The organism is Azospirillum soli (assembly GCF_017876165.1).
GTDB classification, from domain to species: Bacteria; Pseudomonadota; Alphaproteobacteria; order Azospirillales; family Azospirillaceae; genus Azospirillum; species Azospirillum soli.
Map to the genome: position 1 here is coordinate 101,269 of NZ_JAGINQ010000003.1, position 25,571 is coordinate 126,839.

30 protein-coding genes and 2 tRNA genes are annotated in these 25,571 nt (G+C 65.2%); 13 read left to right on the plus strand and 19 right to left on the minus strand.

Annotated elements, in window-relative coordinates:
- Nucleotide 1: 1 nt before the first annotated feature.
- The 3 genes from J2852_RS05935 to J2852_RS05945 form a co-directional block, all read right to left on the minus strand.
- Nucleotides 2-295, minus strand: a complete 294-nt coding sequence (locus J2852_RS05935) for a hypothetical protein (protein WP_209872420.1) — start codon at nt 293-295, stop codon at nt 2-4.
- A gap of 126 nt (nt 296-421) precedes the next feature.
- Complete coding sequence (locus J2852_RS05940; protein ID WP_209872423.1) at nt 422-1,885, minus strand: terminase large subunit domain-containing protein; 1,464 nt, start codon at nt 1,883-1,885, stop codon at nt 422-424.
- Between the two features lie 369 nt (nt 1,886-2,254).
- A complete protein-coding gene (locus J2852_RS05945; protein WP_209872427.1) occupies nt 2,255-2,734 on the minus strand; it encodes a terminase small subunit in 480 nt (159 codons plus the stop codon).
- Between the two features lie 312 nt (nt 2,735-3,046).
- Here J2852_RS05945 and J2852_RS05950 point away from each other — a divergent pair, with 312 nt between their 5' ends.
- Nucleotides 3,047-3,259 carry a helix-turn-helix domain-containing protein gene (locus J2852_RS05950; RefSeq protein ID WP_209872430.1) on the plus strand — a complete coding sequence of 71 codons (213 nt, stop codon included), beginning with the start codon at nt 3,047-3,049 and terminating at the stop codon, nt 3,257-3,259.
- A gap of 16 nt (nt 3,260-3,275) precedes the next feature.
- Here the strand turns inward: J2852_RS05950 and J2852_RS05955 are convergent, their stop codons facing one another.
- The 8 genes from J2852_RS05955 to J2852_RS05990 all read right to left on the minus strand — a co-directional run bounded on the left by J2852_RS05955 (nt 3,276) and on the right by J2852_RS05990 (nt 9,067).
- On the minus strand, nt 3,276-3,512 hold the full coding sequence (locus tag J2852_RS05955) for a hypothetical protein (protein WP_209872433.1): 237 nt from the start codon (nt 3,510-3,512) through the stop codon (nt 3,276-3,278).
- Between the two features lie 207 nt (nt 3,513-3,719).
- Entirely contained in the window at nt 3,720-3,989 is a 270-nt protein-coding gene (locus tag J2852_RS05960) for a hypothetical protein (RefSeq protein WP_209872436.1), read from the minus strand.
- A gap of 15 nt (nt 3,990-4,004) precedes the next feature.
- Complete coding sequence (locus tag J2852_RS05965) at nt 4,005-4,445, minus strand: hypothetical protein (protein ID WP_209872438.1); 441 nt, start codon at nt 4,443-4,445, stop codon at nt 4,005-4,007.
- A gap of 115 nt (nt 4,446-4,560) precedes the next feature.
- Nucleotides 4,561-6,402, minus strand: coding sequence for an AAA family ATPase (locus J2852_RS05970; RefSeq protein ID WP_209872441.1), 1,842 nt, complete (start codon nt 6,400-6,402; stop codon nt 4,561-4,563).
- On the minus strand, nt 6,399-7,244 hold the full coding sequence (locus J2852_RS05975; RefSeq protein ID WP_209872444.1) for a hypothetical protein: 846 nt from the start codon (nt 7,242-7,244) through the stop codon (nt 6,399-6,401). Before J2852_RS05975 ends, J2852_RS05970 begins: the two co-directional genes overlap by 4 nt.
- Nucleotides 7,241-7,741, minus strand: a complete 501-nt coding sequence (locus J2852_RS05980; protein ID WP_209872447.1) for a hypothetical protein — start codon at nt 7,739-7,741, stop codon at nt 7,241-7,243. Before J2852_RS05980 ends, J2852_RS05975 begins: the two co-directional genes overlap by 4 nt.
- 52 nt (nt 7,742-7,793) lie before the next feature.
- Nucleotides 7,794-8,504 carry a hypothetical protein gene (locus tag J2852_RS05985; protein ID WP_209872449.1) on the minus strand — a complete coding sequence of 237 codons (711 nt, stop codon included), beginning with the start codon at nt 8,502-8,504 and terminating at the stop codon, nt 7,794-7,796.
- Nucleotides 8,501-9,067 carry a hypothetical protein gene (locus tag J2852_RS05990; RefSeq protein ID WP_209872452.1) on the minus strand — a complete coding sequence of 189 codons (567 nt, stop codon included), beginning with the start codon at nt 9,065-9,067 and terminating at the stop codon, nt 8,501-8,503. Before J2852_RS05990 ends, J2852_RS05985 begins: the two co-directional genes overlap by 4 nt.
- On the opposite strand from J2852_RS05990, the gene J2852_RS05995 reads away from it, so the two are divergent.
- Nucleotides 9,066-9,293: a hypothetical protein gene (locus J2852_RS05995; protein ID WP_209872454.1), complete on the plus strand. Its 228-nt coding sequence runs from the start codon at nt 9,066-9,068 to the stop codon at nt 9,291-9,293. The two genes, J2852_RS05990 and J2852_RS05995, sit on opposite strands and share 2 nt — an antisense overlap.
- A 97-nt stretch (nt 9,294-9,390) precedes the next feature.
- On the opposite strand, the gene J2852_RS06000 is transcribed toward J2852_RS05995, so the two are convergent.
- Both J2852_RS06000 and J2852_RS06005 read right to left on the minus strand, forming a co-directional pair.
- Complete coding sequence (locus J2852_RS06000; protein WP_209872457.1) at nt 9,391-9,783, minus strand: hypothetical protein; 393 nt, start codon at nt 9,781-9,783, stop codon at nt 9,391-9,393.
- A 12-nt stretch (nt 9,784-9,795) separates the two neighbouring features.
- Complete coding sequence (locus J2852_RS06005; protein WP_209872460.1) at nt 9,796-10,650, minus strand: hypothetical protein; 855 nt, start codon at nt 10,648-10,650, stop codon at nt 9,796-9,798.
- A 184-nt stretch (nt 10,651-10,834) separates the two neighbouring features.
- Between J2852_RS06005 and J2852_RS06010 the strand changes: the two genes are divergently transcribed.
- Nucleotides 10,835-11,902 (plus strand): tyrosine-type recombinase/integrase, encoded by a 1,068-nt coding sequence (locus J2852_RS06010; protein WP_343206685.1) that lies wholly within the window; start codon nt 10,835-10,837, stop codon nt 11,900-11,902.
- A 378-nt stretch (nt 11,903-12,280) separates the two neighbouring features.
- Nucleotides 12,281-13,207, plus strand: coding sequence for a hypothetical protein (locus tag J2852_RS06015; RefSeq protein ID WP_209872463.1), 927 nt, complete (start codon nt 12,281-12,283; stop codon nt 13,205-13,207).
- A 210-nt stretch (nt 13,208-13,417) separates the two neighbouring features.
- On the opposite strand, the gene dksA is transcribed toward J2852_RS06015, so the two are convergent.
- Both dksA and J2852_RS06025 read right to left on the minus strand, forming a co-directional pair.
- Entirely contained in the window at nt 13,418-13,837 is a 420-nt protein-coding gene (gene dksA / locus J2852_RS06020) for an RNA polymerase-binding protein DksA (protein WP_209872466.1), read from the minus strand.
- A 169-nt stretch (nt 13,838-14,006) separates the two neighbouring features.
- Entirely contained in the window at nt 14,007-14,423 is a 417-nt protein-coding gene (locus J2852_RS06025; RefSeq protein WP_209872469.1) for a flagellar assembly protein FliX, read from the minus strand.
- Between the two features lie 228 nt (nt 14,424-14,651).
- Between J2852_RS06025 and J2852_RS06030 the strand changes: the two genes are divergently transcribed.
- The 6 genes from J2852_RS06030 (at nt 14,652) to sciP (ending at nt 20,054) form a co-directional block, all read left to right on the plus strand.
- Nucleotides 14,652-15,800 carry a flagellar basal body P-ring protein FlgI gene (locus tag J2852_RS06030; RefSeq protein WP_209872471.1) on the plus strand — a complete coding sequence of 383 codons (1,149 nt, stop codon included), beginning with the start codon at nt 14,652-14,654 and terminating at the stop codon, nt 15,798-15,800.
- On the plus strand, nt 15,800-16,186 hold the full coding sequence (locus J2852_RS06035) for a rod-binding protein (RefSeq protein ID WP_209872474.1): 387 nt from the start codon (nt 15,800-15,802) through the stop codon (nt 16,184-16,186). Before J2852_RS06030 ends, J2852_RS06035 begins: the two co-directional genes overlap by 1 nt.
- Nucleotides 16,173-16,691: a flagellar basal-body protein gene (locus J2852_RS06040; RefSeq protein ID WP_209872476.1), complete on the plus strand. Its 519-nt coding sequence runs from the start codon at nt 16,173-16,175 to the stop codon at nt 16,689-16,691. Before J2852_RS06035 ends, J2852_RS06040 begins: the two co-directional genes overlap by 14 nt.
- Before the next feature lie 247 nt (nt 16,692-16,938).
- A complete protein-coding gene (locus tag J2852_RS06045) occupies nt 16,939-18,723 on the plus strand; it encodes a flagellar hook-length control protein FliK (protein ID WP_209872479.1) in 1,785 nt (594 codons plus the stop codon).
- A gap of 32 nt (nt 18,724-18,755) precedes the next feature.
- Entirely contained in the window at nt 18,756-19,517 is a 762-nt protein-coding gene (locus J2852_RS06050; protein ID WP_209872482.1) for a flagellar hook assembly protein FlgD, read from the plus strand.
- Nucleotides 19,518-19,718: 201 nt separating this feature from the next.
- Nucleotides 19,719-20,054, plus strand: coding sequence for a CtrA inhibitor SciP (sciP, locus tag J2852_RS06055; RefSeq protein ID WP_209872484.1), 336 nt, complete (start codon nt 19,719-19,721; stop codon nt 20,052-20,054).
- A gap of 61 nt (nt 20,055-20,115) precedes the next feature.
- On the opposite strand, the gene J2852_RS06060 is transcribed toward sciP, so the two are convergent.
- Nucleotides 20,116-20,706, minus strand: coding sequence for a TetR/AcrR family transcriptional regulator (locus J2852_RS06060; protein WP_209872487.1), 591 nt, complete (start codon nt 20,704-20,706; stop codon nt 20,116-20,118).
- A 140-nt stretch (nt 20,707-20,846) separates the two neighbouring features.
- On the opposite strand from J2852_RS06060, the gene J2852_RS06065 reads away from it, so the two are divergent.
- Entirely contained in the window at nt 20,847-21,305 is a 459-nt protein-coding gene (locus tag J2852_RS06065; RefSeq protein WP_209872490.1) for a MaoC family dehydratase, read from the plus strand.
- Nucleotides 21,306-21,391: 86 nt separating this feature from the next.
- On the opposite strand, the gene J2852_RS06070 is transcribed toward J2852_RS06065, so the two are convergent.
- Together J2852_RS06070 and J2852_RS06075 are read right to left on the minus strand one after the other, a co-directional pair.
- A tRNA-Lys gene (locus J2852_RS06070) sits at nt 21,392-21,467 on the minus strand.
- 23 nt (nt 21,468-21,490) lie between these two features.
- Nucleotides 21,491-21,566: transfer RNA gene (locus J2852_RS06075), tRNA-Lys, on the minus strand.
- A 297-nt stretch (nt 21,567-21,863) separates the two neighbouring features.
- On the opposite strand from J2852_RS06075, the gene J2852_RS06080 reads away from it, so the two are divergent.
- A complete protein-coding gene (locus tag J2852_RS06080) occupies nt 21,864-22,082 on the plus strand; it encodes a hypothetical protein (protein ID WP_209872493.1) in 219 nt (72 codons plus the stop codon).
- Between the two features lie 57 nt (nt 22,083-22,139).
- Nucleotides 22,140-23,666 carry a class I SAM-dependent methyltransferase gene (locus J2852_RS06085; protein ID WP_209872496.1) on the plus strand — a complete coding sequence of 509 codons (1,527 nt, stop codon included), beginning with the start codon at nt 22,140-22,142 and terminating at the stop codon, nt 23,664-23,666.
- A 3-nt stretch (nt 23,667-23,669) separates the two neighbouring features.
- Here J2852_RS06085 and mrdA read toward each other — a convergent pair whose 3' ends face one another.
- Nucleotides 23,670-25,559, minus strand: a complete 1,890-nt coding sequence (gene mrdA, locus J2852_RS06090) for a penicillin-binding protein 2 (protein ID WP_209872499.1) — start codon at nt 25,557-25,559, stop codon at nt 23,670-23,672.
- Between the last annotated feature and the right edge of the window lie 12 nt (nt 25,560-25,571).

Below are 25,571 nucleotides of genomic sequence, written 5' to 3' on the forward strand. Positions count from 1 at the left end.
GTCAGGCCCCCTGCCCCGGCGTGATGCGCAACGTGGCGGAGCCCGCCGCCGTGATGCCGGCAATATGCGTCGCGCCGATCGGGACACGGAACACCTCCACCGCGCCCGGCAGCAGGTCCATCCCAGTGGAGGTGGCCGCCGACACGGCGCCCGTTCCGAAGCGGACGTTGACCGTTAGGCTGGATGGGTTGGTGATGCGGACGCTGTCCGGCGCCGCTGCGGGAAGGGCGACGCGGGCGGAAGAGGTGCTGACGGCAAGGTCAACCGAATCGCCCGAGGGGCTGAAAGGGGTCATGCGGGCGTCTCCCGACGTTCGCGTGTTCACGGGGGTACCGAGGCTGGCGGACCCAGCGCCGCGCAGGCGACGCACCCCAACACCCCGTAACGTTATAACATATCGAACGGCGCAGAAAAAAGGGGGTTACACAATCCCCGGAAGATTGCGCCGCAGCGGCTTGTTGTTGCGGATCAGCGTCTTCGCGTAGCGCAGGCACATCAGCGCGTAGCGGGTCGCGGCCATCAGGTCGTCCTCCTTCTTGACGATTTTCCCGTCCTTGCGGTGGTAGGTCCGGAATTCCTCGAACCAATCGCCCAGGTGCGAGAACACCTTGAGCTGCCCCATCTGCATGCGGTTGAGCATTTCCGTCACGCCGGCCTCGACGCCGGAGCCGCCGTCCTCGAAGGTCGCGCGCTCCGTCAGCATCTTCAGGCCCTGCTTGCGATACATGGCCGCCAGCGTGTCGCCCGAGCCCTTGTCGTGCTGCAGGCCGTCGTGCGGCCACGCCCACGGCAGCTCCGGGCCCCAGGCCTTCAGCGTCGGCGCGATCTGCACCGGTGTGGCCTCGCTCTGCCGGTGGGTGGCGGTGACGTAGACCACGTCGGTGTCCCGGTCCCAGGCAAGCTTCACGGCGGCGGTGGGGTGGTCCCACCCGAAGTCGATGCCGCCGATCTGCGGCCAGTGCGACGGGATGGCGAACGGCTCCACCGTGATCGCGGTTTCCGGCAGCGGGAACACCCGGCCCGAGCCCAGCACCGGAATCCCCTTGGCGCGGGCGTCCCGCTCGTGCGCCGGGTAGCTGGCGATGATCGTCGCGCGCTGCTCGTCGGTGTAGTGCTCCACGTCGTAGATCGTCATGCTGGTGACGTGGCGGTCAGGCGTGGTCGGGCGCGGGTAGAACAGCCGCACCACCTCCGACATGCCCAGCAGCGGCGTGAAGGTCAGCATGACGAAACCGCCTGTCGCGTTGGTGCGCGCCAAGCCCTCGGTGTAGATGTCGGCCGGCGGTTCCTCATCGAACCACACGAGGTCGAGGGTTTCGCCCTGCCACTTCTCGCGGCCCTTTTCGTAGCTCTTGAAGGCCAGCAGCGACTTGCCGCCCGACTTGTGGCGGACCGTCACGGTGTCCAGGGCGTCGGCGATGCCGCGCGCCGAGGTGTGGTCCAAGATGGCCCGCTTCGGGATCATGCCGGTGCCGTAGTGGTCCTTGCGGCCCATGAGGACGCGCTGCACGGTGTCGCGCAGCGCCTCCGCCGTCACGCCGCCCGCCCACATGGCAATCGGCTTCTCGAAGCGCCGGCCGGGCCAGCAGTCGGGGTATTCGCCCGTCAGGTGCATCGCGCACTCGGCGCCGGCGCTCCAGGTCTTGCCCAGCTGGTTGCCGGCCATCAGCAGGCGCTCGCGGAAGCTCTTGCCCGCCGCGTGGAAGGCCTGCTGCTTGGTGTAGGGCTGGTACTGCTCCAGCGCCCGCTCCGAAAGCAGCTGCGCCGCTTCGGCCTTCAGGCCCTCCAGCGCCTCGGGGGAGAGGTCGCGCAGTTCCGGGGGCAGGTCGGCGATCACCGGCACGGGATCGGCCGGGCGCTTGCGGAAGTTGTCGCCTCGCGGCATGGGGTTTGGTCTCCGATCAGGAAGGCGTTAGGAACCCGTGTCCGGAATTTTTCAGGGTCGGCCCCCGCCCTCGCTCCACCACCCCGGCGGGGGGCCACCCCAGGGGGGGTGTTCCGGCCCTGCCCCGATCCGGCCGCCCGGCGCCGACCTGGAGGACGACCGACCCGGTTAGGACTGGCGAAGGACTGCAGTCAAGAGGCGCTTACCATAATAGCCCATATGCCGCTTTCGAACTCAGCGATATCAACGACTTAGCAGGCGCCGCGAGGTTATAGATATTCCTACACCACATCTGGTATGCCGGCGCGCCCGGTTAACCGTCTTCCGCCCTGACTCCCGTCCGTTCGCAGGAACGCTGCCCCATCGGCGTCAGTGCGTGACCGGCGGCTCAGCGGCCCCGTCAGCGGCTGGAGGAGAGCCGTTCGGAGCGGCCCGCGCGCCGTTCAGCCAGTCCGTAAGCGCCTTCAGCTGCTGCGCGTTCAGGGCGTCGAGAGGGCTCTTCAGCTCCATCTTACGATCCACGAACATGCCCATCTCCTTGCCGATCAGCTCCCACGCGCGGTTGGCGGCGTTCAGGTTGCCGGTGCTCATGGCCTTGTCGGCGACGTCCAGCAAACGGTTCAGCACCTCCTCGCGGGACAGCGCCACGCGCTTGACCGCAAGGGTTTCGGCCTTGGCCTTCAGTTCGGCGACACGGGCCTTCACGTCCGGCCGCTTCATCAGCTCCGACGCCCGGACGTGCGCCGACGCCTCGGGATAGCCGGCCTCCTTCGCGGCGTTGGTCTGGTTTACGCCTCGGGCGATGGCCTGGGCGAAACGCTCGTGCGTGGCGGTCTTGAGCTGCGGCATGGCGAACCCCGCGACAATCCTTGCTGCATCGTGGCTTTTGTCCACCATAGCGCAACAATGCGTGGAAGGCCATGCCGTAAGCGGTTACGCTGGCGAACGGCGCCGGGCTGCGGCCGAGCGGGAGCGGCGACGCTCGGGCGGACCCGAGAGACGTTGCGTGGTGAGGCTGATGTGGGAAGTTCGCGCGCGAGGCTGGGCACGCGCCGGAAAGCGTGTCAAGAGACTTGCAATCCGCCCAGGCGTAGCAACGGGTCCAGAAAGTGCGAACCGGAAGTTGGCGCACGGGGTGTGCGCTCACTTCCGGTTTTGGCGATGTCCGGAGACGAGTTCCGGGCGTGGCGCGAGCGCCACCGGATGACCCAGGATCAGGCGGCGGCCCTGCACTGCGTCAGCGCGCGGACGGTGCGCAGCTGGGAAGCCGAAGGCGTCGGCGATCCGCGCTCGGTGTTGCTGTGCGCGTCGTGGGACTGGCTGCTGCCCGAACGGCGCAAGCAGCTGCTGCGGCTGGCGCAGCGGGTGAGGTGATCGGGCGTTAAGGACGCTATTCGCTAATGTCCAAATCCATGATCGCTTTCTTCACTGCGGCCCGGATGCCGGCTAACTCTGCTTCAGCCTTGTCGGCCCTATCGGTCTGACGGCTGAGAGCAGCGCCCAGCCTTGCAACCTCTTCCTCGGCTATGCGGACACGGTCCTGCAACGATTTGATGGACGCCGCGAGAGACCGCGTCTCTTCAGCAGAAAGGATGTTCTCTGAATTTACATCGAGCTTGATTTGCATTGCTGTCTGGGCGCTGCGAAGGGCGCTTCTTTCAGCCTGAGACGCCCAACTCCGAAGGGCGCAATAGCGCCATCGACCTGACAGATCAAGCTATCAGGCGGGGAATTCGAGCCGACGAAATAGCGCGCCCTGCCCGTCCCGTGGCCCGTAACGCGTCCGAACGGGGTAGCCCGCTACTGCCCCACCTGAGAGCCAATCAGGGCAGCGCTACAGCCCCCAATCCATCATGGCGTCCCCGGCGCTCTGCGGGGCATGCGTCCGCACACCATATCCGCTCTTGTAGGACGTGATGCTGAGGTCCGGATCAGCGTTGGCTGCCGAACCAGCCTGGAAGCCGCTGCAACCTGCAACGAGCAGGCTGATGGCGAAGATGATCGCGAGCTTTGTGCGCATGGATAGATGGTAGGGCTTGCCCACCAAACGACAACGGCCGCCCCAGAAAGAGCGGCCGCGCAGCATCCGATAGGGCGATAGCATCAACGATGTACGTCCTTACCGATCTGCTTGCAATTCAGCTACGGCTGTCGACCCCGAGACTAACGTTGTCCCGTCACCCTTTCCCTTAAATCGAACAATGCGCTTAGTTACAAAACGCCCCTCTCCCCCGAGACCAAAACTGCCTGAACCAGCAGTCTTGTCGACATTAAGCCCAATATTACCTTTCCCCGAGCTGTCATAAAACTCCTCAATCTCCACCTCTTCAGCATTCTCTATGCGAACAGCGATGGCAATTTCTTGCGTAACCTTTGCTTGGTGCTCCTCAAACTTCATCCGCAACATTTGTTTTTCAACTTCGACCTTTAAGTCTTCCATCCCTTTATCCGAGGCGGCAGCCACGGACGTTCCGGCACTTGCCATGCCGCCGATAATACCTGCCGAAAGCGGCGATACAATTTTTGCCACCTCCAATGCAATTTTTAGATAATCAGCCATCGAAGCACCCCGCGGTTTTTAGCTTTAACCCCAATCCTACGGCCTGTGGGTTGTGATGGGCAACCAATTGATCGCCATCACGTCTCGTACTGCGCCTGAGTGGTGACGCCGTTGGTCACGCTGCCTCCTCCACCCCATCGTCCAACGACACGTATTTGATGCCCCACCGGCTATCCTGCGATCCCCGGTACTGGTACGAGCCGCTGTTGAACCACAGGCCGCACTTTCCTTCCCAATCGCCGTTGCGCTGCTTGGCGACGTTCAGGATCACGGTCGGCTCGTTCGCCAGCTGAGCCAGTGCGCCGCCGGCTGCCTGATCGCCTCGGTCCGCCTTCTCGGTCAGGGCCTTGATCTTCTCCTCCACCTCCCGGTCGCGCCAGACGCCCAGGATGTTGAAGGCGTTGGAGCCGATCTCCGACGCGCCCTTGATGTCCTCCGTCTCCGGAGCGCCACCACCCGCCCTCTTGTCCGCCTTGCGGGAGTGCGCGACGAGGTGGATGTGCACGTCCTTCTCGACGGCCCAGTTGACTAGCGTGAAGACGGCCTGTTCCTGCCCCTGGTAGTCCTCCGAGCCGATGCCCAGGCGCATGAGGCTGTCGATGATGAACGTGTCGCACCCGTAGCGGCAGCGGGCGTACTCGAACACATCGAGCAGGGGTTGCACGCCGACCTTGCCGACGAGGTTGAAGCACCACAGCCAGCCGTCCATCCACTGCATGATCGCCCGGATGAACGGCTCGGTCGGGCGGTCCACGTTGCCGGCCTGCTTGACCATCCGCTTCAGGAACTGCTTCGGCACCATCTCCAGCGACGCGATGCAGACCTTCGCGCCCTGGTGTCCCCAATCGACCGCGGCGTGCGAGAGGAGCTGCGACTTCCCGTGTCCGCTCGGGCCGGTCCACACCGTGAGTTCGGCCGGACGGAACAGCAGCTTCGACGCGATCTTGCCGAAGGGCATCCGATACCCGACCTCCTGCCCTCCGGTCGGCCAGAACAGCTTCACGACGTCGTCGGTGAACTGGCCGGCGCGCACCAACTCGGGCGGGTCCATGGTGGCCGCCGCCTCGAAGCACTCCCGGATCGTCGCGGTGGGAATACCCGCCTTCAGGCACTCGTTGGCGTCCTTCAACGGCAGCGTGACGCGCCGGCAACGGTGACGCCCAAGGCGAGCGACGATCTCCACAACGGCGGCCTCTCCCTCCGCGTCGTTGTCCAGCGCGAGGTAGATCGTCTCGAAGCGCAGCAGGCGTTCGTACTCGGCCTCGATCCAACGCTGCTTCTCGCCCTTGCCGCCGCCGAAGGGGACCGAGAGGGCCGGGAACCCGTAGTCGAACAGGCTGGGCGCGTCGATCTCCCCTTCGCAGATCGTCACCTCGCGGGCGTTCCGGTCGATGGCCTGCCAGCCGAACAGAACCGGCTCGCAGTCGGCCTCCACCCGCATGCGCCGCTTGTCGTCGATGGACCGGAACTTCACAAAGCGCAGTTCCCCCTCGACCAGCGACGGGAACACGATGGTCCGGTCCTGCTCGCCGATCCGGTACGCGGCGATGGCGTGCTCGGACAGCTTGCGCTCGCGGGTCAGGTAATCCTTCACGGCGCTCTTCGGCGCGGTGCAGGCCGGCTTCGGGGGCCTGCGGTAGGTCTTCTCCCGCTTCTCGAACTGCGGCGCTTCCAGGCCCAGCCACGCCCGGATGTCCTCCAGGGCTTCCGGCAGCTGCTGGCCCTTCACAGCGCACCACAGGTCGATCAGGTCGCCGCTGTCCCCGCCGGCCGCGAAGTCCGCCCAGGTGCCCGCCTTGGCGCCCTGGACGCAGACCTTGAGCGAGCGGCCCGCCTCCCCCTGGATCGAGCCCACGCACCACTCCCGCCCCTCCAGCACGCCACGGGGCAGCAGGCGCTCGGCGACCTCCTTGGCGCGGCCTTCCAGCGCGCGCTTGATCACGGTGATGTCGGTCACAGGATCACCCCCATGGATTCACGCCGCCGTCGGATCTCGGCGATTTCCTCGTCGTCGGTCGCAACCCGGTCCCCGGCAATCAGCCGGCCCACGTACTCCGCCGGGTTGCTCTTGGTCGCCGCCAACTCCAGCAGGTTCAGCACCCGCACGTCGTCGCCGTCGTACTTCCGGCGCAGCTTGACGATCATCCCGCCCGAGCTTTTGCCCAGCAGTTCTTTGCCACGGTCGAACACCTGCTTGTCGAGCGAAGCGGGCGGCGCGTCGGCGCCCGAACCGATAGGTTCGGAATATTGGTTTGGGTTAGGTTCGGGTTTGGGTTCGGGGGTTCCCGACTTGCGTTCCTGGGTATCAGATACCGTATGGGGTACCGTATCCGGCGGGGTATCGGATACCTGTCCGGGTACCGTTTCCGTCCCTGGAAGCAGGGATACGACATACCCGTCCGGATACCGTCCCGCGTGCGGCTGGAGAGCCCTCACCATCCCTGCCCACACCGCCGTTTTCCGCGGCACGGCGTCGATCAGAGCCACCATGCTCTTGCCGACCTTGCTGTTCTCCGGCGGGTTATGGCGCAGGAAGTTGACGATCATCGTCCATCCGGTCTCCGCATCGCGGATGATGAAGCCGGCGGCCTCCAACTCGGCGATGACACCCGCCGCCCGGTCGGGAGCAAGGCGCAGGTCCTCCATCAGGTAGCCGGCGGGAAGCCGAAAGCAGCCGATGGAGTTGCTGTGCGGGCCGGTCAGCAGATAGAGCGCCAGCCGTTGCGCGTCGCCCGACAGAGCGAGAACCTTCGGGTCGGTCCAGAAGGCGGTGTAGACCTTGCCATAAGTTCGCATCATGCCACCTCCCGGCCATCCATGAGGCCGTGCTGCTGGTCGTCGTTGTCGTCGTGCAGATCGGCCGGCGGGACGACCATCGCCCGCGGCGGAAAAGCGTCTCCGCCCGTCACCGCCAGCATGCCGGGCGACAGGATACGGTAGGCTTCCAAACGGTCGAGGTCCCCATAGGCCAAGGCTTCGGCCAGCGCCTCACACACAGCCCGAGGGCCGAGCGTGGACAGGTGTTCGGCAATCCGCTGGAGACGGATCTGGTCGGACTGAGGAAGGGCGCAGAGGCTCATGCGGCGGTCCCTCCCGAAGGCCCGCCCAGCTCGTCCAGCGCCTCGTCCAGCAGGGTTGGTAAGCCGCCGCACCTCGTCCCCGTCAGCGGAGCGCATGCGGTTCGCCAAGGCATAGAGTTCGTCCACGGCACCGTGGATCACCTCCACCGGAGAGGGCCGGCGGATGGGCTTGCGGGAGCGACCGGGGAACGGCGTGACTGAGGCGTCATCGGTCATGCCGCTCTCCGGATCTGCTTTCCCGGTGTCAGACCGAGGCCGCAGGCTGCCATCACAGCACCTCCTTCAGCCACGACGGCACGTCCCGGTGAACCATCCCCGTCAGGCGTGCGAGACGCCGGTACACCGGCCGATCCTTGATCCAATCGCGCACCCAGGTCTTACGGTGGGGGAGAAGCCATTCGCGGCCGGCCGCGCGCCATGGGTCGTGCATCGTCAGCGCGTAGAAGGCCGCCGCCTCCAGGCAGCGGATCTCCGTCTCGCCCAGGTTCTCCAGCACCGCCGTGGCGATGCCGCTCATGCTGAGGCCCACCATGTCGCGGGCGCCAGCGCCGAAGTGCTCGATCTGCGAGCCGAGCATCGTGAGGAAAACATCGGCGCGGTCGAACCACCGGGACTCTTCGGCCAGCGCGTCCACCCACGAGTCGGTGATGTCGCGAAGGCTCAGGTTGGTGGTGGTGTGGCCGGCATCCCGCTCATGCGGAATGGTCGGGTAAACCGGCTTTAGTGGCGGAAGGATGGGAATCTGCGTTGGCTTGCCCCCGCCGAACTTGGCGACGATGGCGTCCATTGAGCCGCCCGTCTCCATGAGGATACGCAGTTCGTCGGTGAAGCCGCGCCGCTTCTCGGGATCATGGATGCCCAGCAGAATTGCCGTGTTTTCGCCGTCAATCATCGGTTCGGGCTTGCCGTCGATCTCCATAAGCGTCGCGGCAATCTCGACGCCATAGGGAGTCGCCCACATTTCGGTGTGGTTCGTCATGCCGCCACCTCCGCGAGCAGGGAGCCGGCGATGTTGGGCAGGACATCCTCAGGGAAGATCGGGCCGCTCATGTGCGCGCTCAGCAGCGCGGCGCCGATCCCCGGCATGTTCAGCCGGCCAAGTTGGCGCAAGCTGCCCCGGTTAGCCTCGAACCACCCGCGGGCGCAGGCTTGCAGGCCGTACTCGGCGGCCAGCAGGAGGACCGTGGCGGAGCAGATATCCCGAGCCCGCAGAACCTCCTTGCCCCGGCCGCTGCCGTCCAGCGACAGAAGGGCGACCGTCAGCACGGCACGTGCGTTCTTCACTGCCGTGGCGACATCGGCGGCAAAGGTGCCGCCCCGAATGAGGTGACCGCCGGTCGTGGTGCTTGCCAGGAGGGCTTTGAGACCCTTTGTGCCGACAGCGCCCTCGATACCGTCTGTCAACCGGTTGTCCACGAGGACAGCGCGGTCCAACCCCTGTCGCTGCCGGTACAGGGTACGGAACTCGCCTCCCTCCTTCAGGTTCGCCACGGCGTTGTCGGGATCGAAGGCGTGAGCCCAGTCGTGAGCGGAGATGTCCATGGATCAGGCCCTCCCCGGCATGGACGACACCAAGGGGGAAGCCTCCAGCACCGGCAAATGGGTCAACACGGTGATAGGCAATGAGGCGATTGCCCGGAACTCCACCGGGATTGTCGCCATGTTGGCTTTACGTTCTCCCATTGCGTTCTGGACGCACGGGAGCGTCGCCGCCATATTGCGGTCGCTCATTCGAAAACTCCTGCCAGGGAGGTTGGGTGAGTACTAGATCACCGCGCCAACGGTGATTTCAGAGCACGGCAGTGGGGCAGTCTCGCGCCAACGATGCGCCCCACTGACCGGCTCGATCGGTCTTCGCCTCTGGATCATGCGGCAGCCCCCATAGCCTTTGCCTCCTGCTCCTCAATCCACCGCAGCAGGGTGGACTTTCGAGCGCAGATTAGCGTTCCCATCCGAAAAACAGGAATCTTGTTAGTCTGTGCAAGGTGGTAGACCTGCCGTGGGTTGAGACCTGTAAAGGCTCCCACAGCATCGGCACCGTACAGGACATCTTGGCCGATGGTCTTCACCACAGCAGCGGGCATTACGTCCGCAAGCATTGAAGCCAATTCCTCAGAAAGCTTATCAGCAAGGCTGTCGCCGATTTGAACAGCAAGCGTGCACCCACCGGGAAGCTCAGATTTCTGAATAGTTGCCTTCGCAACCGCAAGGCAGAGAAGCTGGGTTGCCTCACCGCCAATCACCGCGTTCAACTTCATGCGCTCTCCTTTCTAAATACTATAATCCGGTTCAACACCCATATCAGACTGCTCGGCTTCTTCAAACTCCGTCTGACATTCGGCGATCCTGTATGGCAGCCCAAGAAGACGCCGAAGCATCACCTGCAAACCAATGTACAAATTTATTACAAGCGTAGAAAATCCATAGTTATTCACACCGTATATCGCGTAAGGAACCAAATCTGGCCCATCCCACAATTTAGCCCAGTATGCCTTTCCTTCCTCATCAGCACCACTCTCTCCCAGAACAGTAACCAGAAGAGAAGAAGGATCAATATCATCTACCCCAGTTCGGCGAGGGTGAGCATCTAGGTTGTTAGCTACCTTTCCCCAATAGAACTGCTCAAGGCGCTTGCGCACCACGAGCCGATTTGCCTCCCAATCAATAACACCCCACATGGTAGCAATACTGCCAAGCGCATCCGTATAAACATACTTGTTATTAACTATAAGAACATGACCAATTCGGCTTTCATGAGGAAATATCAACAGTTCTTCCGGAGAGAAAAAATCTATTCCAATGAATTTATTTCGCTCTTCAGCACTTTCGGAAATTTTGTCGAGCAAATCCAGGTCATAGAGCGACAACATATCATCCAAAGGCAGGGCATAAGCCATAGTATGCGCCATGCGCAAGCTAAAGCCAGAATTGGCGATCCGAGATGCAACGCAAATTCTGGCGATCTGCGAGGACTTCCAGAGTCGGACGCGGGATCTACCGCCGCCAGCTTGTGCTGGCACTGCTGCCTTCCAGGTGATTAGCTTCCGCAAGCTATCCATGCTGATGTCACAGGCGTGCATCACCTCCTCGTCTGTGAATAGCCGCTTCCCTGCAAATTCCGTCATGACTAACCCTTTCTGATGAGCACGCTACATACCTGCGCAACGCGGTGCAAGTTTAAACTTGCACCGCGTTGCGCAGGTATCATAAATTCCGATCCATTCCGCGCAAGCGTCATTCATGTCGAGAGGACACGGCATGGCATCAGTCCGAAAACGCACCCTGCCCAGCGGCAAGGCAGTCTGGCAGGTGGACTACAAGGATCAGTCCGGCAAACGCCGGTCACGGCAGTTCAAGACGAAGAAGGAGGCCACCGACTACGAAACCAAGGTCCGGGCCGAGATTGCAGCAGGCATCTACATGCATGCCGCCGACTCGGTTTCCGTCGAGGAGGCATGCCGCCAATACCTTGAACACCTGAAGGTGCGGCGCGACACCGGGCAGACGATGGAGCCGGCCACGTACGTGGTCTACGAGAGCTGCATCCGCCGGCACATCCTTGACCTCAAGGTCGGACTCGGGGCGGTGAAGCTGGCGAGTCTCCGAACGAAGACGGTCGCCGACTTCCGGGATCGCCTGCTGTCCTCCGGCCGCTCGGTCGCGATGACGAAGCGGATCATCGCCACGTTGGGCTTCATGCTCAAGCACGCCAGGGCGAACGACCTCATCTTCACCGACCCGGTCGAAGGCGTCGTCGTGCGCCGTCAGAGCCGGTCCAGCAGCGCCATCTCGCTTGAGGCGGCCCAACAACTCCGGGACAACGTGAAGAAGCTCCTCGGCGCCGCCGACGATGACTTCCGCCCCTATCTCGTGGTGGCGGCTCTCGCCGGCCTACGCGCGTCCGAGCAGCGCGGCTTGCGGTGGGAGAACGTGGATCTGACGAAGGGCATCATCCGCGTGAGGGAACGGGCCGACATCTTCAACAAGATCGGCGATCCCAAGAGCGAGGCCGGAACCCGCGACATCCCGATAGGGCCGATGGTCACCAACACCCTGAAGGCCTGGAAGCTCAAGTGCCCGACGTCCGAACTGGGCTTGGTGTTTCCCAACCGCAAAGGGGGCGTCCGGACACAGACCGACGTGCACCGCCTCTGGTTCAAGCCCCTATGCGGCAAGCTCGGGATCACGATGCGGTGGCACGACCTGCGTCACTTTGCCGTCTCAGCGTGGATCGACCAAGGCTTCAGCATCAAGGCCGTCATGACCTTCGCCGGCCACAAGGACTACCGGATGACGATGGAGCGCTACGGCAAGCTGTTCCCGTCCGAGGATCACCACAAGGCCGTCGCCGACATGGAGAAGCGGCTTTTCGGGTAACCGCGCCGCACGCAACACAGAAGCAACACGATTTTTATAAGCTATTGGTTTTTCTATAGCTTTCTCGCCTATTGTTCAGGATGCCCTTCTAAGGACAGCCATCACGGAACGGTCGAACGGAGAAGGGGAAGGGAGCATGGCTCCCTTCCCCCTTTCGTCGTTTCCGGACGGGCAGTTTCTGCCGCCCGGCATCTTCCGCCGCGCCCTTCCCTGCCCAGTTGGACGCGCCGATGCCCTGGAGCATTTGCGATCCCCACTTGCTTAAACATCAGGCTTGTCCCGCCAACGTGTTCAAGAGTCGCTTGGTTTCTGCTACGCTCTCTTTGGTAGCAATCGCGATCAACGAATCGCCGGATGAGAGATGGAACGGAGACCGAAATGCCGCAGCCGAGAATCTACGGAACCGAGAACAGCGATACCCTGACCATCGGTGGAAGAGGGACAAGCATCGTCTATGGCCTGGCCGGCAACGACAGCATTTCAGGTACCAATTTTGAGTTAGACGTGCTGTTCGGTGGCGACGGCATGGACTACATTTTCGGCGGAACCGGTGACTATGTGATCGGTGGCGCCGGGGATGACACCCTCTACGGCACCTATGTCACCGGTGGAGCTGGAAACGACCGTATCTCGAACGCTGTCGTCCTTCAGTACAGCGGCCCGCAAAGCGCCTATTCGATCACGTGGGTTCCCGAGATCGAATACCATTCATCGCGGAACTATACGTCGGGGTACTGGAGCATCGCCGACACGCGCCCCGGAAGCCCGGACGGGACTGATCGGGTCTATAGTTATTCCGCCATCACTTTTTCCGACACGTCCGACTTCCCGACCTCGACAACCACCGTTCCGGAATCGCAACAGACGAACGTTTACCGATTCTACAACACGCAAACGCTAACGCACTTCTATACCAACAACTTGGCAGAAGTGGACTTCATTCGGCAAAACCTGCCCACCTTCAATTATGAAGGCGCACGCTTCCAAGTCCCCATTAGCGCCGATGTTGCCGATGCAAAGCCCATGTACCGGTTCTACAACACGGTATCGCAATCCCACTTCTTTACATTCGACGAAAACGAGCGCGACTATTTAATTAGCAACTTGCCGGACTTCAAGTTTGAAGGCATCGGTATGTACGGATACACAAACAACGCGGTTGATGGCGCGCAGGAGTTGTACCGCTTCTATAACGAGGCGACGAGCCGGCATTTCTTCACGACGAGCGAGGTTGAGCGTGACTTCGTCCTCGACTCGTTGCCGAGCTATCGTTTCGAGGGCATTGCCGGGTGGGTGTTCGGCTAACACACCCGGCCCACAATCCTGCGTCATAAGCCCGCCCGCAAGGCGGGCTTTTTCATGCTTGTCAGCGGTTTCGATCGAACGGTCAATTGTGAATGGCCTGACGCGGGGCATCGTGGCGAGGACTCACGGCGGCCACATCTCCGAATCGAAAAGGCCCCCCGCCTGGATCGGTGGGAGGCCTTTTCGATTCGTGCGGACCGTGCCGGCGCGTCAGTCGTCGCGCTGGGTGCGTTCCATGCGCTCGTGCCGTTCCTGGGCTTCCAGGCTCAGCGTCGCGATGGGACGGGCGTCGAGACGGCGGACGGAAATGGGCTCGCCCGTCTCCTCGCAATAGCCGTAGCTGCCGTCCTGGATCCGCTCCAGAGCCGCGTCGATCTTGGAGATCAGCTTGCGCTCTCGGTCGCGGGTGCGCAGCTCCAGGGCCCGGTCGGTCTCGGCCGACGCGCGGTCGGCGATGTCCGGTTCCTGAATGCCGCCTTCCTGGAGGCTGTTCAGCGTCTCGTTGGACTCCGCCAGCAGCTCGGCGCGCCAGCGCAGCAGCTTCTGGCGGAAATACTCCCGCATGGCGGGGTTCATGAACTCCTCGTCTTCCGAGGGCGTGTAGTTCTTAGGCAGGAGCGGCGACGTCATCCGAGAGCATCCAACGCAAAAGGGTGATCCGGGCGGCGCGGAGTATAGGTAGGCGCTTCGCCAACCGCAACCCTGCGGTTGGCCCCGCGGCACCGGAACAAGCCCTTGGAGAAGCGAAGTTTTATAACGCCGGACCGAGCCCGGCCGAACGGCCTGGACCGGAGGCCGGTCAAGAGGTGAGCTTCGCCAGCTCGACCTGGGCACGCAGGTCGATCTGGTCGAGAATATCGGCCAGCTGCGGATCGTCCACATGGACGCGGCGCGACTGGATCACCTTGGCGAGATCCATCAGCTTCTGCGCCGGCAAGGTGCCGGACAGCAGGCCGTGCTGGATCTCCTCCAGCTTGTCGAGCATCTCCTCGGCGCGCATCTTGCCGCGCGAGGCACGAGCCGTCGCGTCGTCGACCTCCTGCAACGCCAGGACACTGGCGATGCCGGCCAGCGGCGCAGCCGCGTGGACGCCGGCCGTGCTGCTCGTCTCGCCGACGAGCTGCTTGGCGAACGTCCCGCCGGACGCACCATCGGTCTTGCCGGTACGCCGGACCGAGGAGCTGCCGCGAAGATTTCCGGGGCCTTCGACTTTCATGTTCCGTGCAACCGGTTTCGGTAATGCTCGTACTGTAGATGGAACAACCTTAACATCTGGTCAAGGCTTGCCGCAATTGGGCAAAAATTGCCGCTTCCCTGTGACAGAGAACGGGTCCTGGCGGTGCGATTTTCCGGACAACAGGACGGGAACCGGCGAATTCACCCGATCCGCGCCATGGCATGGCTTTTGTATATGCTTCGGCGTTCGTTGAGGAGTGTTCCCGTCATGCCGACCAAGACCACCGCCTTCCTGCCGATCCGCACCGCCCTGAACGCTGTCGCCGCGGCCCTGTTCGCGGCCCTGCTGGCGTTGCCTCTTGCGGCCGAAGCCTCGTCGGCCCGGATCAAGGACGTCGTTGATGTGGAGGGCGTGCGCGACAACATGCTGATCGGCTACGGCCTCGTGGTCGGCCTGAACGGCACGGGCGACAGCCTCAACAACTCCCCCTTCACCGAGCAGAGCCTCGTCGGCATGCTGGAACGGATGGGCGTCAACACCCGCGGCACCAACCTGCGCACCAAGAACGTGGCGGCGGTGATGGTGACGGCGACGCTACCGCCCTACGCCGCCCAGGGCACGCGCATCGACATAACCGTGTCGGCCATGGGCGATTCCAAGAGCCTGCTGGGCGGGACGCTGCTGGTCACGCCGCTGCTGGGCGCCGACGGCGAGGTCTACGCGGTCGGCCAGGGGCCGATCGCCGTGTCCGGCTTCTCCGCCCAGGGCCAGGGGGCCAGCGTCACGCGCGGCGTGCCGACCTCCGGCCGGATCGCTTCGGGCGCCATCGTGGAGCGCGAGATCCAATTCGCGCTGGCCGAAATGCCGGTGCTGCGCCTGTCGCTGCGCAACCCCGACTTCACCACCGCCCAGCGCGTTGCGGTCGCCATCAACACACAGCTGCGCGGCAACATGGCGCAGGCCACCGACCCGTCGTCGGTCCTGCTGACCGTGCCGGAGGTGCGGCGCGGCGACATCGTCGGCCTGATCACCGAAATCGAGCAGCTGCGCGTCACCCCCGATCAGGTCGCCCGCGTGGTGGTGGACGAGAAGTCCGGCGTGATCGTGATGGGCGAGAACGTGCGGATTTCCACCGTCGCCATCGCTCAGGGCAATCTGACCATCCGCGTCACCGAGACCCCGCAGGTCAGCCAGCCCGGCCCCTTCAGCCAGGGCGAGACCGCCGTGGTGCCGCGCACCGACATCCAAGTGGACGAGCAGTCCAACAACCGCCTTGCCGTGATGCAGTCCGGGGTGACGCTCCAGGAGTTGGTACAATCCTTGAATGCGCTTGGCGTGGGTCCGCGCGACATGATCTCGATCCTGCAATCGATCAAGGCCGCCGGCGCCCTGCAAGCCGATATCGAGGTGATCTGATGGACACGGCCCTTTCCCTCCCCAGCCTTCCGGCTCCGCGTATTCCGGCGCTGGCGGAACGCGCCCTGCAGCATCAGGCGGGCCACTCGCGGACGGAAGCCCGGCCGGACGTGGACGAGAGCAAGGTCGATCCCGCCACGCGCGCCAAGATCCGCAAGTCCGCCAACGAGTTCGAGACCATGTTCGTGAACCAGATGCTGGGCCACATGCTCGACAGCGTCCCGGTGGACGACACCTTCGGCGGCGGCCAGGGCGAGGAGATGTTCAGGTCGATGCTGAACGAGCAATACGGCAAACAAATCACCGGGCGCGGCGGCCTGGGCATCGCCGATCAGGTTTACCGCGAGCTTCTGCGCGCACAGGAGGGCAGCCATGGACAAGGTTGACGTCCGTTTCCCGCAGCCGGAAAAGAAGGCCGGCCCGCCGCCGAACCTGCCCAGGAACGCCGAGGAGCGCGCGGTCGCGCTGATCGACCTGATGGGCCGGATGAGCGCCCATCTGCGACGGGAGAGCGCCGCCGTCCTGCGCCACTGCGGCGTGGCGGAACTGGCCCGGCTGGCCAATGAGAAGCAGCCGATGATGCTGGTTTATGAGGAGGTCTCGCGCATGCTGCGCGTGGACCGCGACGGCATGGCGAAGCTGCCGGACGAGATCAAGGGCAAGCTGCGCGAGGCGACCCGCGCGCTGTACGAGGCCTCCGCCGAGAACGCGGAGGTTCTGCAACGAAACGGGGCCGCCCAAAAGGTTCTGGTGGACACCGTCGTCGGCGCGATCAACCGCGCGCGGCAGGTCACCACAGTCGCCTACGGCTCCGGTGCCTCCCCCGCCCGCGCCTACGGCCCGCCGCCGCGCGGCCAAGCGAACGCCGCCACGCTGAACACCCAGCTGTAGCCGCTGATCGCGTCTACTATTCGACCTTGAAGGGCCGCCCGCACAAGCGGCCCTTTTCTTTTGGACACCGACGCGGCAAGAAGCGCACCGTCACCCGGCGGAATTTGCCGCCCGCCGGCCGGAACTGCCGGGCTCCTCTCCCACCGGCCGCGCGGCCCTCGGAAATCCCAGGCTCCAAACCGCGTCGAGTTTGGCCCGAGAGTTGCTAGAGAAGGCATGCGCATCGCAGCCTTGAGGAATCCGTCCCATGGAAATTCAATCGAACGCCACGGCGGCGTCCCTGTTCGAGAGCCTGTCCCAAAAGGAAGGGGCCGGCGCCAAGGGCGACATGTTCGCGTCGATGATGAACCGGATCCTGACCGAGGCCGCGAACCGCAAGCGCGAACAGGCGCAGGCCGACGCAGAGGCCGCCGACCGGAAGGCGCCGGTCCGCGCCGACCGGCCCAAGCCGCGCCACGCCGACGTCAGCGCGCAGCCCCCGCGCGCACCGGAAAAGGTCGAGCCGCCGCCCGCCAAGGAGCGCCCGGAACCGAAAGCCGAGGCCAAGGACAACGCACCGCCGCGCGCGGAGAAGGCTGAGGCTCCGCAACGGGATCCTCAGGCCCCGAAGGCGGACAAGGCGGAACGCGCGGCGAAGAAGGATGCGACGGACGGCTCCCGGAAGACGGATGACACCCAGGCCAAGGACGCCCCGGCCGACCAGACCGCCGCCGGTGCGGACGAGGCGCCGCAGGACGGCAACGCCAAGGTCGCGGCTGACGGTGATGTCCCGAGCGACGCGCCGCAGGAGCTGGCCAAAGGCGACGAACTCATCGTCATCGACGCCGAACTGACGATCACCGAGACCACCATCGAGGTCATCACCGACGAAGGCGCCTTCGCGCTGGCGATGACGGAGCAGACGGCCACCCTCGACATCGAAGGCGCCGAAGCTGGAGCCGAACAGGCCGCCGAGGCGCTGAAGGCTATCACTGGCGCTGGCACTGGCGATGCCGACGCGGCCCAGCCGGCGGCCGAAGTCGATCCGGCGGTCCAGCTTGCCGCCGCCCAGGCGGCTCTGGCAGCCCAAGCCGCGGCGCAGACTCCGCAGGACGCCGCCACGGCGGGGGCCGACGCGTCGAAGGCGGCGGAGGCGGTGCACGCCGTCAAACCGGGCGAGGCGGTTCCGCTGGAGACGGTGCCGGGCGATCTGGCCGCCGATCTGGCCGCCGATGCCTTGTCGGAGACCGACGACGATGCGCCGCTGCCCGGCAATCTGGCCGAACTGGCCGCCGCGAAGGCGAAGGGCTCGGACAAGTCCGGTGCCAAGGGCGATGGCGATGCCGGCACCAAGGGCGACGGGCAGAACCAGGGCGGAAACCCGGCCCTGGCGCAGGTCCAGACCCAGCCGGCCCAGACCGCCGAATCGGCGAAGAGCACGGCGGAAACCGCCTTCGCGGCCGCCGTCGCCACCGCCGCGGATGTTGTGCCCACGGCGAAGCCGGCCGAGGCCGCGCCGACCAGCACCCATCCGGCCATCGCCGCGATGGAAGCGCCGCGCGGCGCCGCCGGCGTGGACGAACCGCAGGCCACGGCGCATCTGCGCCCGTCGCGCGGGTCGGCCGCCATGCCGCAGGGCGTGCACGAGCAGATGGCCGTCCACATCCAGAAAAACGTGTCGGACGGTAACGATCAGTTCACCATCAACCTGCGCCCGGTCGAGATGGGCCGCATCGACATCCGGCTGGAAATCGCGGCGGACGGCCGCGTCAGCGCGATGGTCGCGGTGGAGAAGGCGCAGACCCTCGAACTTCTCCAGCGCGACAGCCGCAATCTGGAACGGGCCTTGCAGGACGCTGGACTGAAGGCGGACAGCAACAGTCTCAACTTCAGCCTGCGCGGCGAAGGCGGCAATCCTTTCCAGGATGACGCCCGCCAGGGCGGCACCGGCCGACGCGGCCGGCGCGGCGGCGGAGGCGGAGGCGAGGTCGAGGATGTCACCGCCGCCTACACCGCCACGCTGGCCCCCGGCCGCGTCGATATCCACGCCTGACCAGACCAGCCTGAAGCCGAAGGACAAACGCCATGACCACGACCAACACCGACTACGGCAGCAGCTGGAACCTGAACCCCTACGGCACGGCCAAGAACACCAGCAACACCGGCAAGACATCCGGCACCGACAAGACGTCCGACGCGAACAAGACCGAGGACGAGAAAAAGCTGGATGTGGCGACCAAGGGCCTTGGTGACAATTTCGAGCACTTTCTGAAGCTGCTGACCACGCAGATGCAGAACCAGGACCCGCTGAAGCCGATGGACACGAACGACATGACCAAGCAGCTGGTCGAGTTCGCAAACGTCGAGCAGAACATCGGCACCAACAGCCGCCTGGACAGGCTGCTGAAACTGCAGGGGTCCACGGCCGCCTCGACCAACCTCGCCTATCTCGGCCGCACGGTCGTCTTCGAGGGCGACGGCTTCCAGTATACCCAGGGCATGACCCAGGCGCCGCTCGGCTACGAGCTGGAAACCGCCGCCAAGTCGGTGCGCGTCGACATCCTGGACAGCCAGAACCGCATCGTGCGCTCCGTCAAGGGCGAAACGGACGCCGGGACCCGGCACGTCGTCAACTGGGACTTCAAGGACGACCAGGGCCGCGCGGTTCAGCCCGGCAGCTATCGCCTGAACGTCGCGCCGACGTCCGAGAACAAGGACGAGACCATCAAGGCGACGACCTACACCTTCGGCACCGTCAGCGGCGTCGGCCCGAACAAGGACGGCGAGACGGCCGTCACCGTCAACGGCCAGGAAGTGCCGCTGACCAAGCTCGACAAAGTCTATTGAGCCGCGATCGCCACCACACCCCTGCCCTTTGGCTCCCGCCGCCATGCGCGGCCGGGGGCCCGCGGCGTGCCTGCGACGGGTTGGGGCGGAATGCTTTAACCTTAAAACATTAACCCTATCGTTTAGGCTTTTGTTAAGCGGAGAGGGGGTAGGTTACCACCAAATCGTGGAATACACTTGTTGATGGTGGAGCGTCCGCGCATGTCATCTCGCGAGCTCGAATTAAGCGACGATGCCAGTGGAGCGTCGGTCATCGGCCCCGCAGGGCGGCCAATGACGGAAAATGATCTTCCCCCGCCCGACACCAAGCGCTGGGTCATGCGGCGCAAGGCGGAGGTGGTGGCCGGTGTCCGCTCGGGGCTGATCAGCCTTGAGGAGGCATGCCGTCGCTATACCCTGTCGGTGGAAGAGTTCCTGTCCTGGCAACGTCTGATCGACAGCCACGGCATGCGGGGCCTGCGCGCCACGCGGCTGCAGGATTACCGTGGCGGTCCGCCGCCGGTGCGGGCGCGCATGGCGAGCCCGGCCGCAGAGTAGCCGTTTCCCCAGCCGTTCCGGTGAGACACAACGCCGCAGGCCAAGTCTGCGGCGTCTATGTTTATGGGGATTCGCGTTTCGACGCGCAGGCAGCCTCGATCAGGGCGTCGGCGGCGGAGGCGACAGATTCGCCCGTCCCTTCGGAGGCGAGCGTCTGGCCGCCCACATAGGCCCCCTCCATCAACAGCTGAAGATGCCCGGCCAAGCGGTTGGGATCGGCCGCCCCCGCCCTTTCCGCAAGATCGCGCAGCCGCGCGCGGACGGCCTGCTTGTGGCCGATCACGATGGCCCGGCCGGGATGGTCGGGATCGCGGAATTCCACCGCCGTGTTGATGAAGGGACAGCCCCGGAAGTTCGGGCTTTCGATCCAGCGGCTGAGCGAGGCGAACAGCGCCTTCAGCTGCGCCTTCGGGTCGTCGGGATGGCGCGCCGCCACCTTGTCCCACCAACCCCAGAAGGCTTGCCCGATCGCCTCCAAATAGGCGCAGACCAGATCATCCTTTGAGGCAAAGTTGCGATAAAGACTCATTTTCGCGACGCCGGAGCGGGCGATGATGGTGTCCACGCCGACCGCGCGGATGCCCTCGCGGTAGAAGAGATCCCCCGCTGTTTCCAAAATCCGCTCGCGTGCCGATTTCCGCTCCTCGCCCATCGCACACTCACCATTTGGCCGGCACCATTCGGCCGGTTGACAATGATACAGACCTGTCTCTACCATCGCAGCGGATGAGACAGACCCGTCTCTAACATAATCGTGCCGTGCGGCAGTGGAAATACGGAGGAACCCGACCGATGCGCTATCTCGACGACCTCAAGCCCGGCGATCGCTTCGGCGGCGGCCCGGTGACGGTGACCGAGGCGGAGATCATCGATTTCGCGAGCCGTTACGACCCGCAGCCCTTCCACCTCGACCCGGAAGCAGCGAAGGAGACGGTGTTCGGCGGGCTGGCGGCCAGCGGCTGGCACACGGCCGGGCTGACCATGCGGATGATCGTCACCGGGGACGGCAAGCTGGCCGGCGGTTTTGTCGGAATGGGCGTGGAAGAAGTCAGCTGGCCCAAAGCCACGCGCCCCGGCGACAGCCTGCGCATTGAGAGCGAGATTCTGGAGGTCCGCCCCTCTGCCAAACGCCCGGACCGGGGCATCGCCCGCGTGCGCACGACCACCTTCAACCAGCACGACGAGGTGGTGCAGGTCATGACCGCCAACCTGCTGGTGGCCCGCCGGGTCGGCGCCGAGGCTGCGGAGTAGTTCAGGCCCGAACACGAGCCCAAACGCACACGCCCAAACGCACAAAGGGCCGCTGAACAGCGGCCCTTTTGTGTGCGGAGATGGAATGGTGGGCGCACAAGGACTCGAACCTTGGACCCGCTGATTAAGAGTCAGCTGCTCTACCAACTGAGCTATGCGCCCATTCCGTCTAAGCTGGGAAGCGATGGTGGGCGCACAAGGACTCGAACCTTGGACCCGCTGATTAAGAGTCAGCTGCTCTACCAACTGAGCTATGCGCCCATCGCTTTCACACCGGCGGCGGCACCGTCGCTTCAACCTTGCGGCATCGACTAGGGTTCCCGTCCGGCCAAGCCGTCGTCCCGGCCGGTGTGGCGCGGTTTATAACCAAGGCCCCGGACCTTGTCGATACCAAAATGGATAGGCTTCGCATTTTTTTGGCAGCACCCCGGACCGCCGCCAAGGCGTTGTTTTTACCCGAAAGAGACCATCCGCCTCCCCGGACGCGCCATGGGCGACAAGGGATTCGGGGCCCTACACTTTCGATCGGAGAGGATGCCCGACCAAGGAGGCAGCGGCATGTGGACCAGCACCGCCGATGGAGCGCCCGCCGGCCGACCGGAGCCGGTTGCGGGCATCCCTCCCGCCCAATTGCGGCGCAAACGGCGCCCGGTCGCGCGGCGCGGCTGCGCGCTGGCCCGCCCTGCCCGGCCGGGCGAAACGCCGGCCTGCACCGCCGCGTCCTGCTGCGGCTGCCCGCGCATGGTGGACTGGCTGTCGGCGGAGACCTTCGGGTAAGACTTCCCAAGGCCGGGGTTGGCCGCTATCACCGTCCCGATCAAGGAGGGGCGGACCATGGGCAACTGGACGGAAGGTTACGTCGGCGGGATCGACTACATCCGCGCCTTCTATCGCGAGCTGTCGCCGGCGCTGCTGTCCTTCGCGCTGGTGCTGCGCGGCTGGCGTCCCCCGGCGGCTCTGACCGGCGCGTTCACCTACGCGGAACTGGGCTGCGGCCATGGCGTCAGCAGCGCCGTGCTGGCCGGCAGCCACCCGGACGCCCGGTTCGAGGCGGTGGACTTCAACCCGGCGCACATCGCCGGCGCGCGCCGGCTGGCGAACGAGGCCGGGCTCGGCAACGCCACCTTCCTGGAGGAAAGTTTTGCCGACTACGCCCGGCAGGAAGAACCGGACCTGGACATTGTTGCCCTGCACGGCGTCTGGTCCTGGGTCAGCGCCGACAACCGCGCGATTCTGGTGGACATTCTGCGCCGCCGGCTGAAGCCCGGCGGGCTGGTCTTCGTCAGCTACAACGCCCTGCCCGGCACGCTCGCCTACATGCCGCTGCGGCGGATTCTGGTGGAGCACACGGGCGACCGCAACGGAACGCTGCCGGAGCGGATCGAGCAGGCGGTGGCTTTCGCAAGCAAGCTTACGGCGCTGAACGCGGGCTGGTTCGCGCAGGCCGACGAGGTGCCGGCGCGGCTGGAATCGCTGAAGCGGAAGTCGCCCAACTACATCGCGCACGAATATCTGAACGGCGACTGGACCGCCTTCTACCACGCCGACGTGGCACGCGAACTGGCCGGGGCCAAGCTGGATTTCGCCGGGCCGTCCGTGCCCATGGAGCAGATCGACGAGCTGTCTCTGTCAGCGGACGCGCTGGCGCTGGTGCGGGAGGCGCACGACCCCGCCTATCAGGAAACCCTGCGCGACGTGCTGACCAATCGGGGCTTCCGCCGCGACCTGTTCGTGAAGGGGGCCGAGCGCCTGACGGCGGCGGAACGCTCCGAATGGCTGCGCGCCACGCGCTTCGCCCTGCTGGTGCCGCCGGACGATCTGCCGGAGGTCGTCATGACGCCGGTCGGCCGCGTGTCGTTCGAGCGTGGCCTGTATGAGCCGCTGGCGGCGGCCTTGGCGGGCGGGGTGTTGTCGCTGGGCGATCTGCTGGCCCTGCCCGATCTCGCCCGGCATGGAGAGGACGCGGTGCTGCGGGCGCTGATGATGCTGACCAGCTTGGCGCTCGTCTCCCCCGCCCTGCCCGAGGATGGGTACGAGCGGCGCAAGGCGCAGGCCGACCGCTTCAACGCCGTGGTGCTGGAACGCAACCGGACCAGCGACGAGCTGGGCTATCTGGCCTCGCCGGTGATCGGGTCCGGGGTGGCGGTGTCACGCATCGAGGCTTTGTTCCTGCTGGCGCAACGCACGGGACTGGACCCGGCGGTCTTCGCCTGGGAACGGATCGCGGCCGATGGGCTGGCGCTGTCGCGGGACGGCGTGCGGCTTGCCACGGCGGAGGAGAATGTGGCGGAACTGTGCGGGCGCTTCGACAGCTTCACCCGGCGGCGTGTGCCGGTGCTGACGGCGCTGGGGGTGCTCTAGCCCCTACCCTCGCGAACGGTCGCCCGGCGGGGCCGGCGGCGGCGCGCCGTCGGCCACGGCGCCACGGCCGGGGTCGCGCTTCTGGCATTCCAGAAGGATGTCGCGGGCAATCGGCGCCGCCGCGGTCGAGCCGCCGCCGCCGTGCTCCACGAACACCGAGCAGGCGTAGCGCGGCGAACTGACCGGAGCATAGGAGATGAACAGCGCGTGGTCGCGCTCCCGCCAGGGCAGATCCTCGTTCTTCTTCACGCCGGTGGCGCGCTCGGCCATGGTGATGCGGCGCACCTGGGCGGAGCCGGTCTTGCCGGACATCTCGAAGCCGGGCTCCGTGATGCGCGACTTGTAGGCCGTGCCGTTGGGGGCATTGGTCACCTCGAACATGCCACGCAGGACGAGATCGAGGTTCTCCTTCTTCACGCCGATGGACGGCCAGGAGGTCTGCTCCGACGACAGCGCCTTGATCTGCTTGGTCAGGTGCGGCTTCACCGCGTAGCCGCCGTTGGCCAGCCGCGCGGTCATCAGCACGAGCTGGAGCGGCGTCGAGAGCACATAGCCCTGGCCGATGGAGGCGATCAGCGTTTCGCCCGGCGACCAGGGCTTGCCGAGCGCGCCCTTCTTCCACTCAATCGACGGGATCAAGCCCGGCCGCTCGTGCGGGAGGTCGAGGCCGGAGAGTTCTCCCATGCCGAAGCGGTGCGACATCTCGGCGAGGCGGTCGATGCCGATGCGGCGCGACACGTCGTAGAACCAAACGTCGCAGGAATGGCGCAGCGCGCCGACGACATCCACCGTGCCGTGCCCGCCCTTTTTCCAGCAGTGGAAGCGGTGGTCGCCCAGGTCCATGTGGCCGGGGCAGAAGACCGTATGGTTGCGGCTGATGATGCCCGATTCCAGCGCGGCCAGCGCCACCACCGGCTTGTAGGTGGAACCCGGCGGGTACTGGCCGGCCACCGCCTTGTTGCTCAGCGGGGTCGCGGGGTTGGACAGCAGCTCTTCCCACAGTTCGGCGTTGATGCCCATGGTGAACTGGTTGGGGTCGTAGCTGGGGTGAGAGCACAGCGCGTAGATGCCGCCCGTGTGCACGTCCATCACCACGGCGGAGGCGCTGGTTTCCTGCGCCAGACGCTGCTGGACGAAGCGTTGCAGGCCGATGTCGATGGTCAGCTGAACCTCGCGGCCCGGCTGACCCTCGTCGCGGGACAGTTCACGGATGACGCGCCCGACCGCGTTGACCTCAAGCTGGCTGGTGCCGGCGGTGCCGCGCAAGGCCTTCTCGTGATACTTCTCCACGCCGGCCTTGCCGATGCGGAAGCCCGGCAGCGACAGCACGGGATCGCCGTTCAGCTCCGCCTCCGACACGGCGCCGACGTAGCCGAGGATGTGCGCGGTCGCCTCGGCGTGCGGGTAGTGGCGGATCTCGCCGACCTCGATGGCGACGCCCGGCAGGTCGGGGGTGTTCATCTCGATGGTGGCGACCTGCTCCCAGCTCAGGTTCTCGCGCACGGTGACGGGCACGAAGCGGCGCTTGCGGTGCAGCTCGCGCATCACGCGGCGGCGGTCGGCGTCGGTCAGCGGGACGATCTTGGAGACCTTGTCCAGAGTCTCCTGGATGTTGCGCGTGCGCTCCGACACCACGACGACGCGGTAGTTCTGCTGGTTGGTGGCGAGCGGCGTGCCGAACCGGTCCACGATGGGGCCGCGCGAGGGGGCGACCAAACGCAGGCTGATGCGGTTTTCCTCCGCCAGCATCGTGTATTTCTGCGACTCGACGACCTGCAGGTAATAGAGCCGGCCGACCAGCCCCGAGAGCGCGCCGAGCTTCAGCCCGCCCAGAACCAGGGCGCGACGCGTCAGAAGACGGTAGCGGTCGGTGTCGCGGTCCATGGAGCTCATCGAGAGAAACTC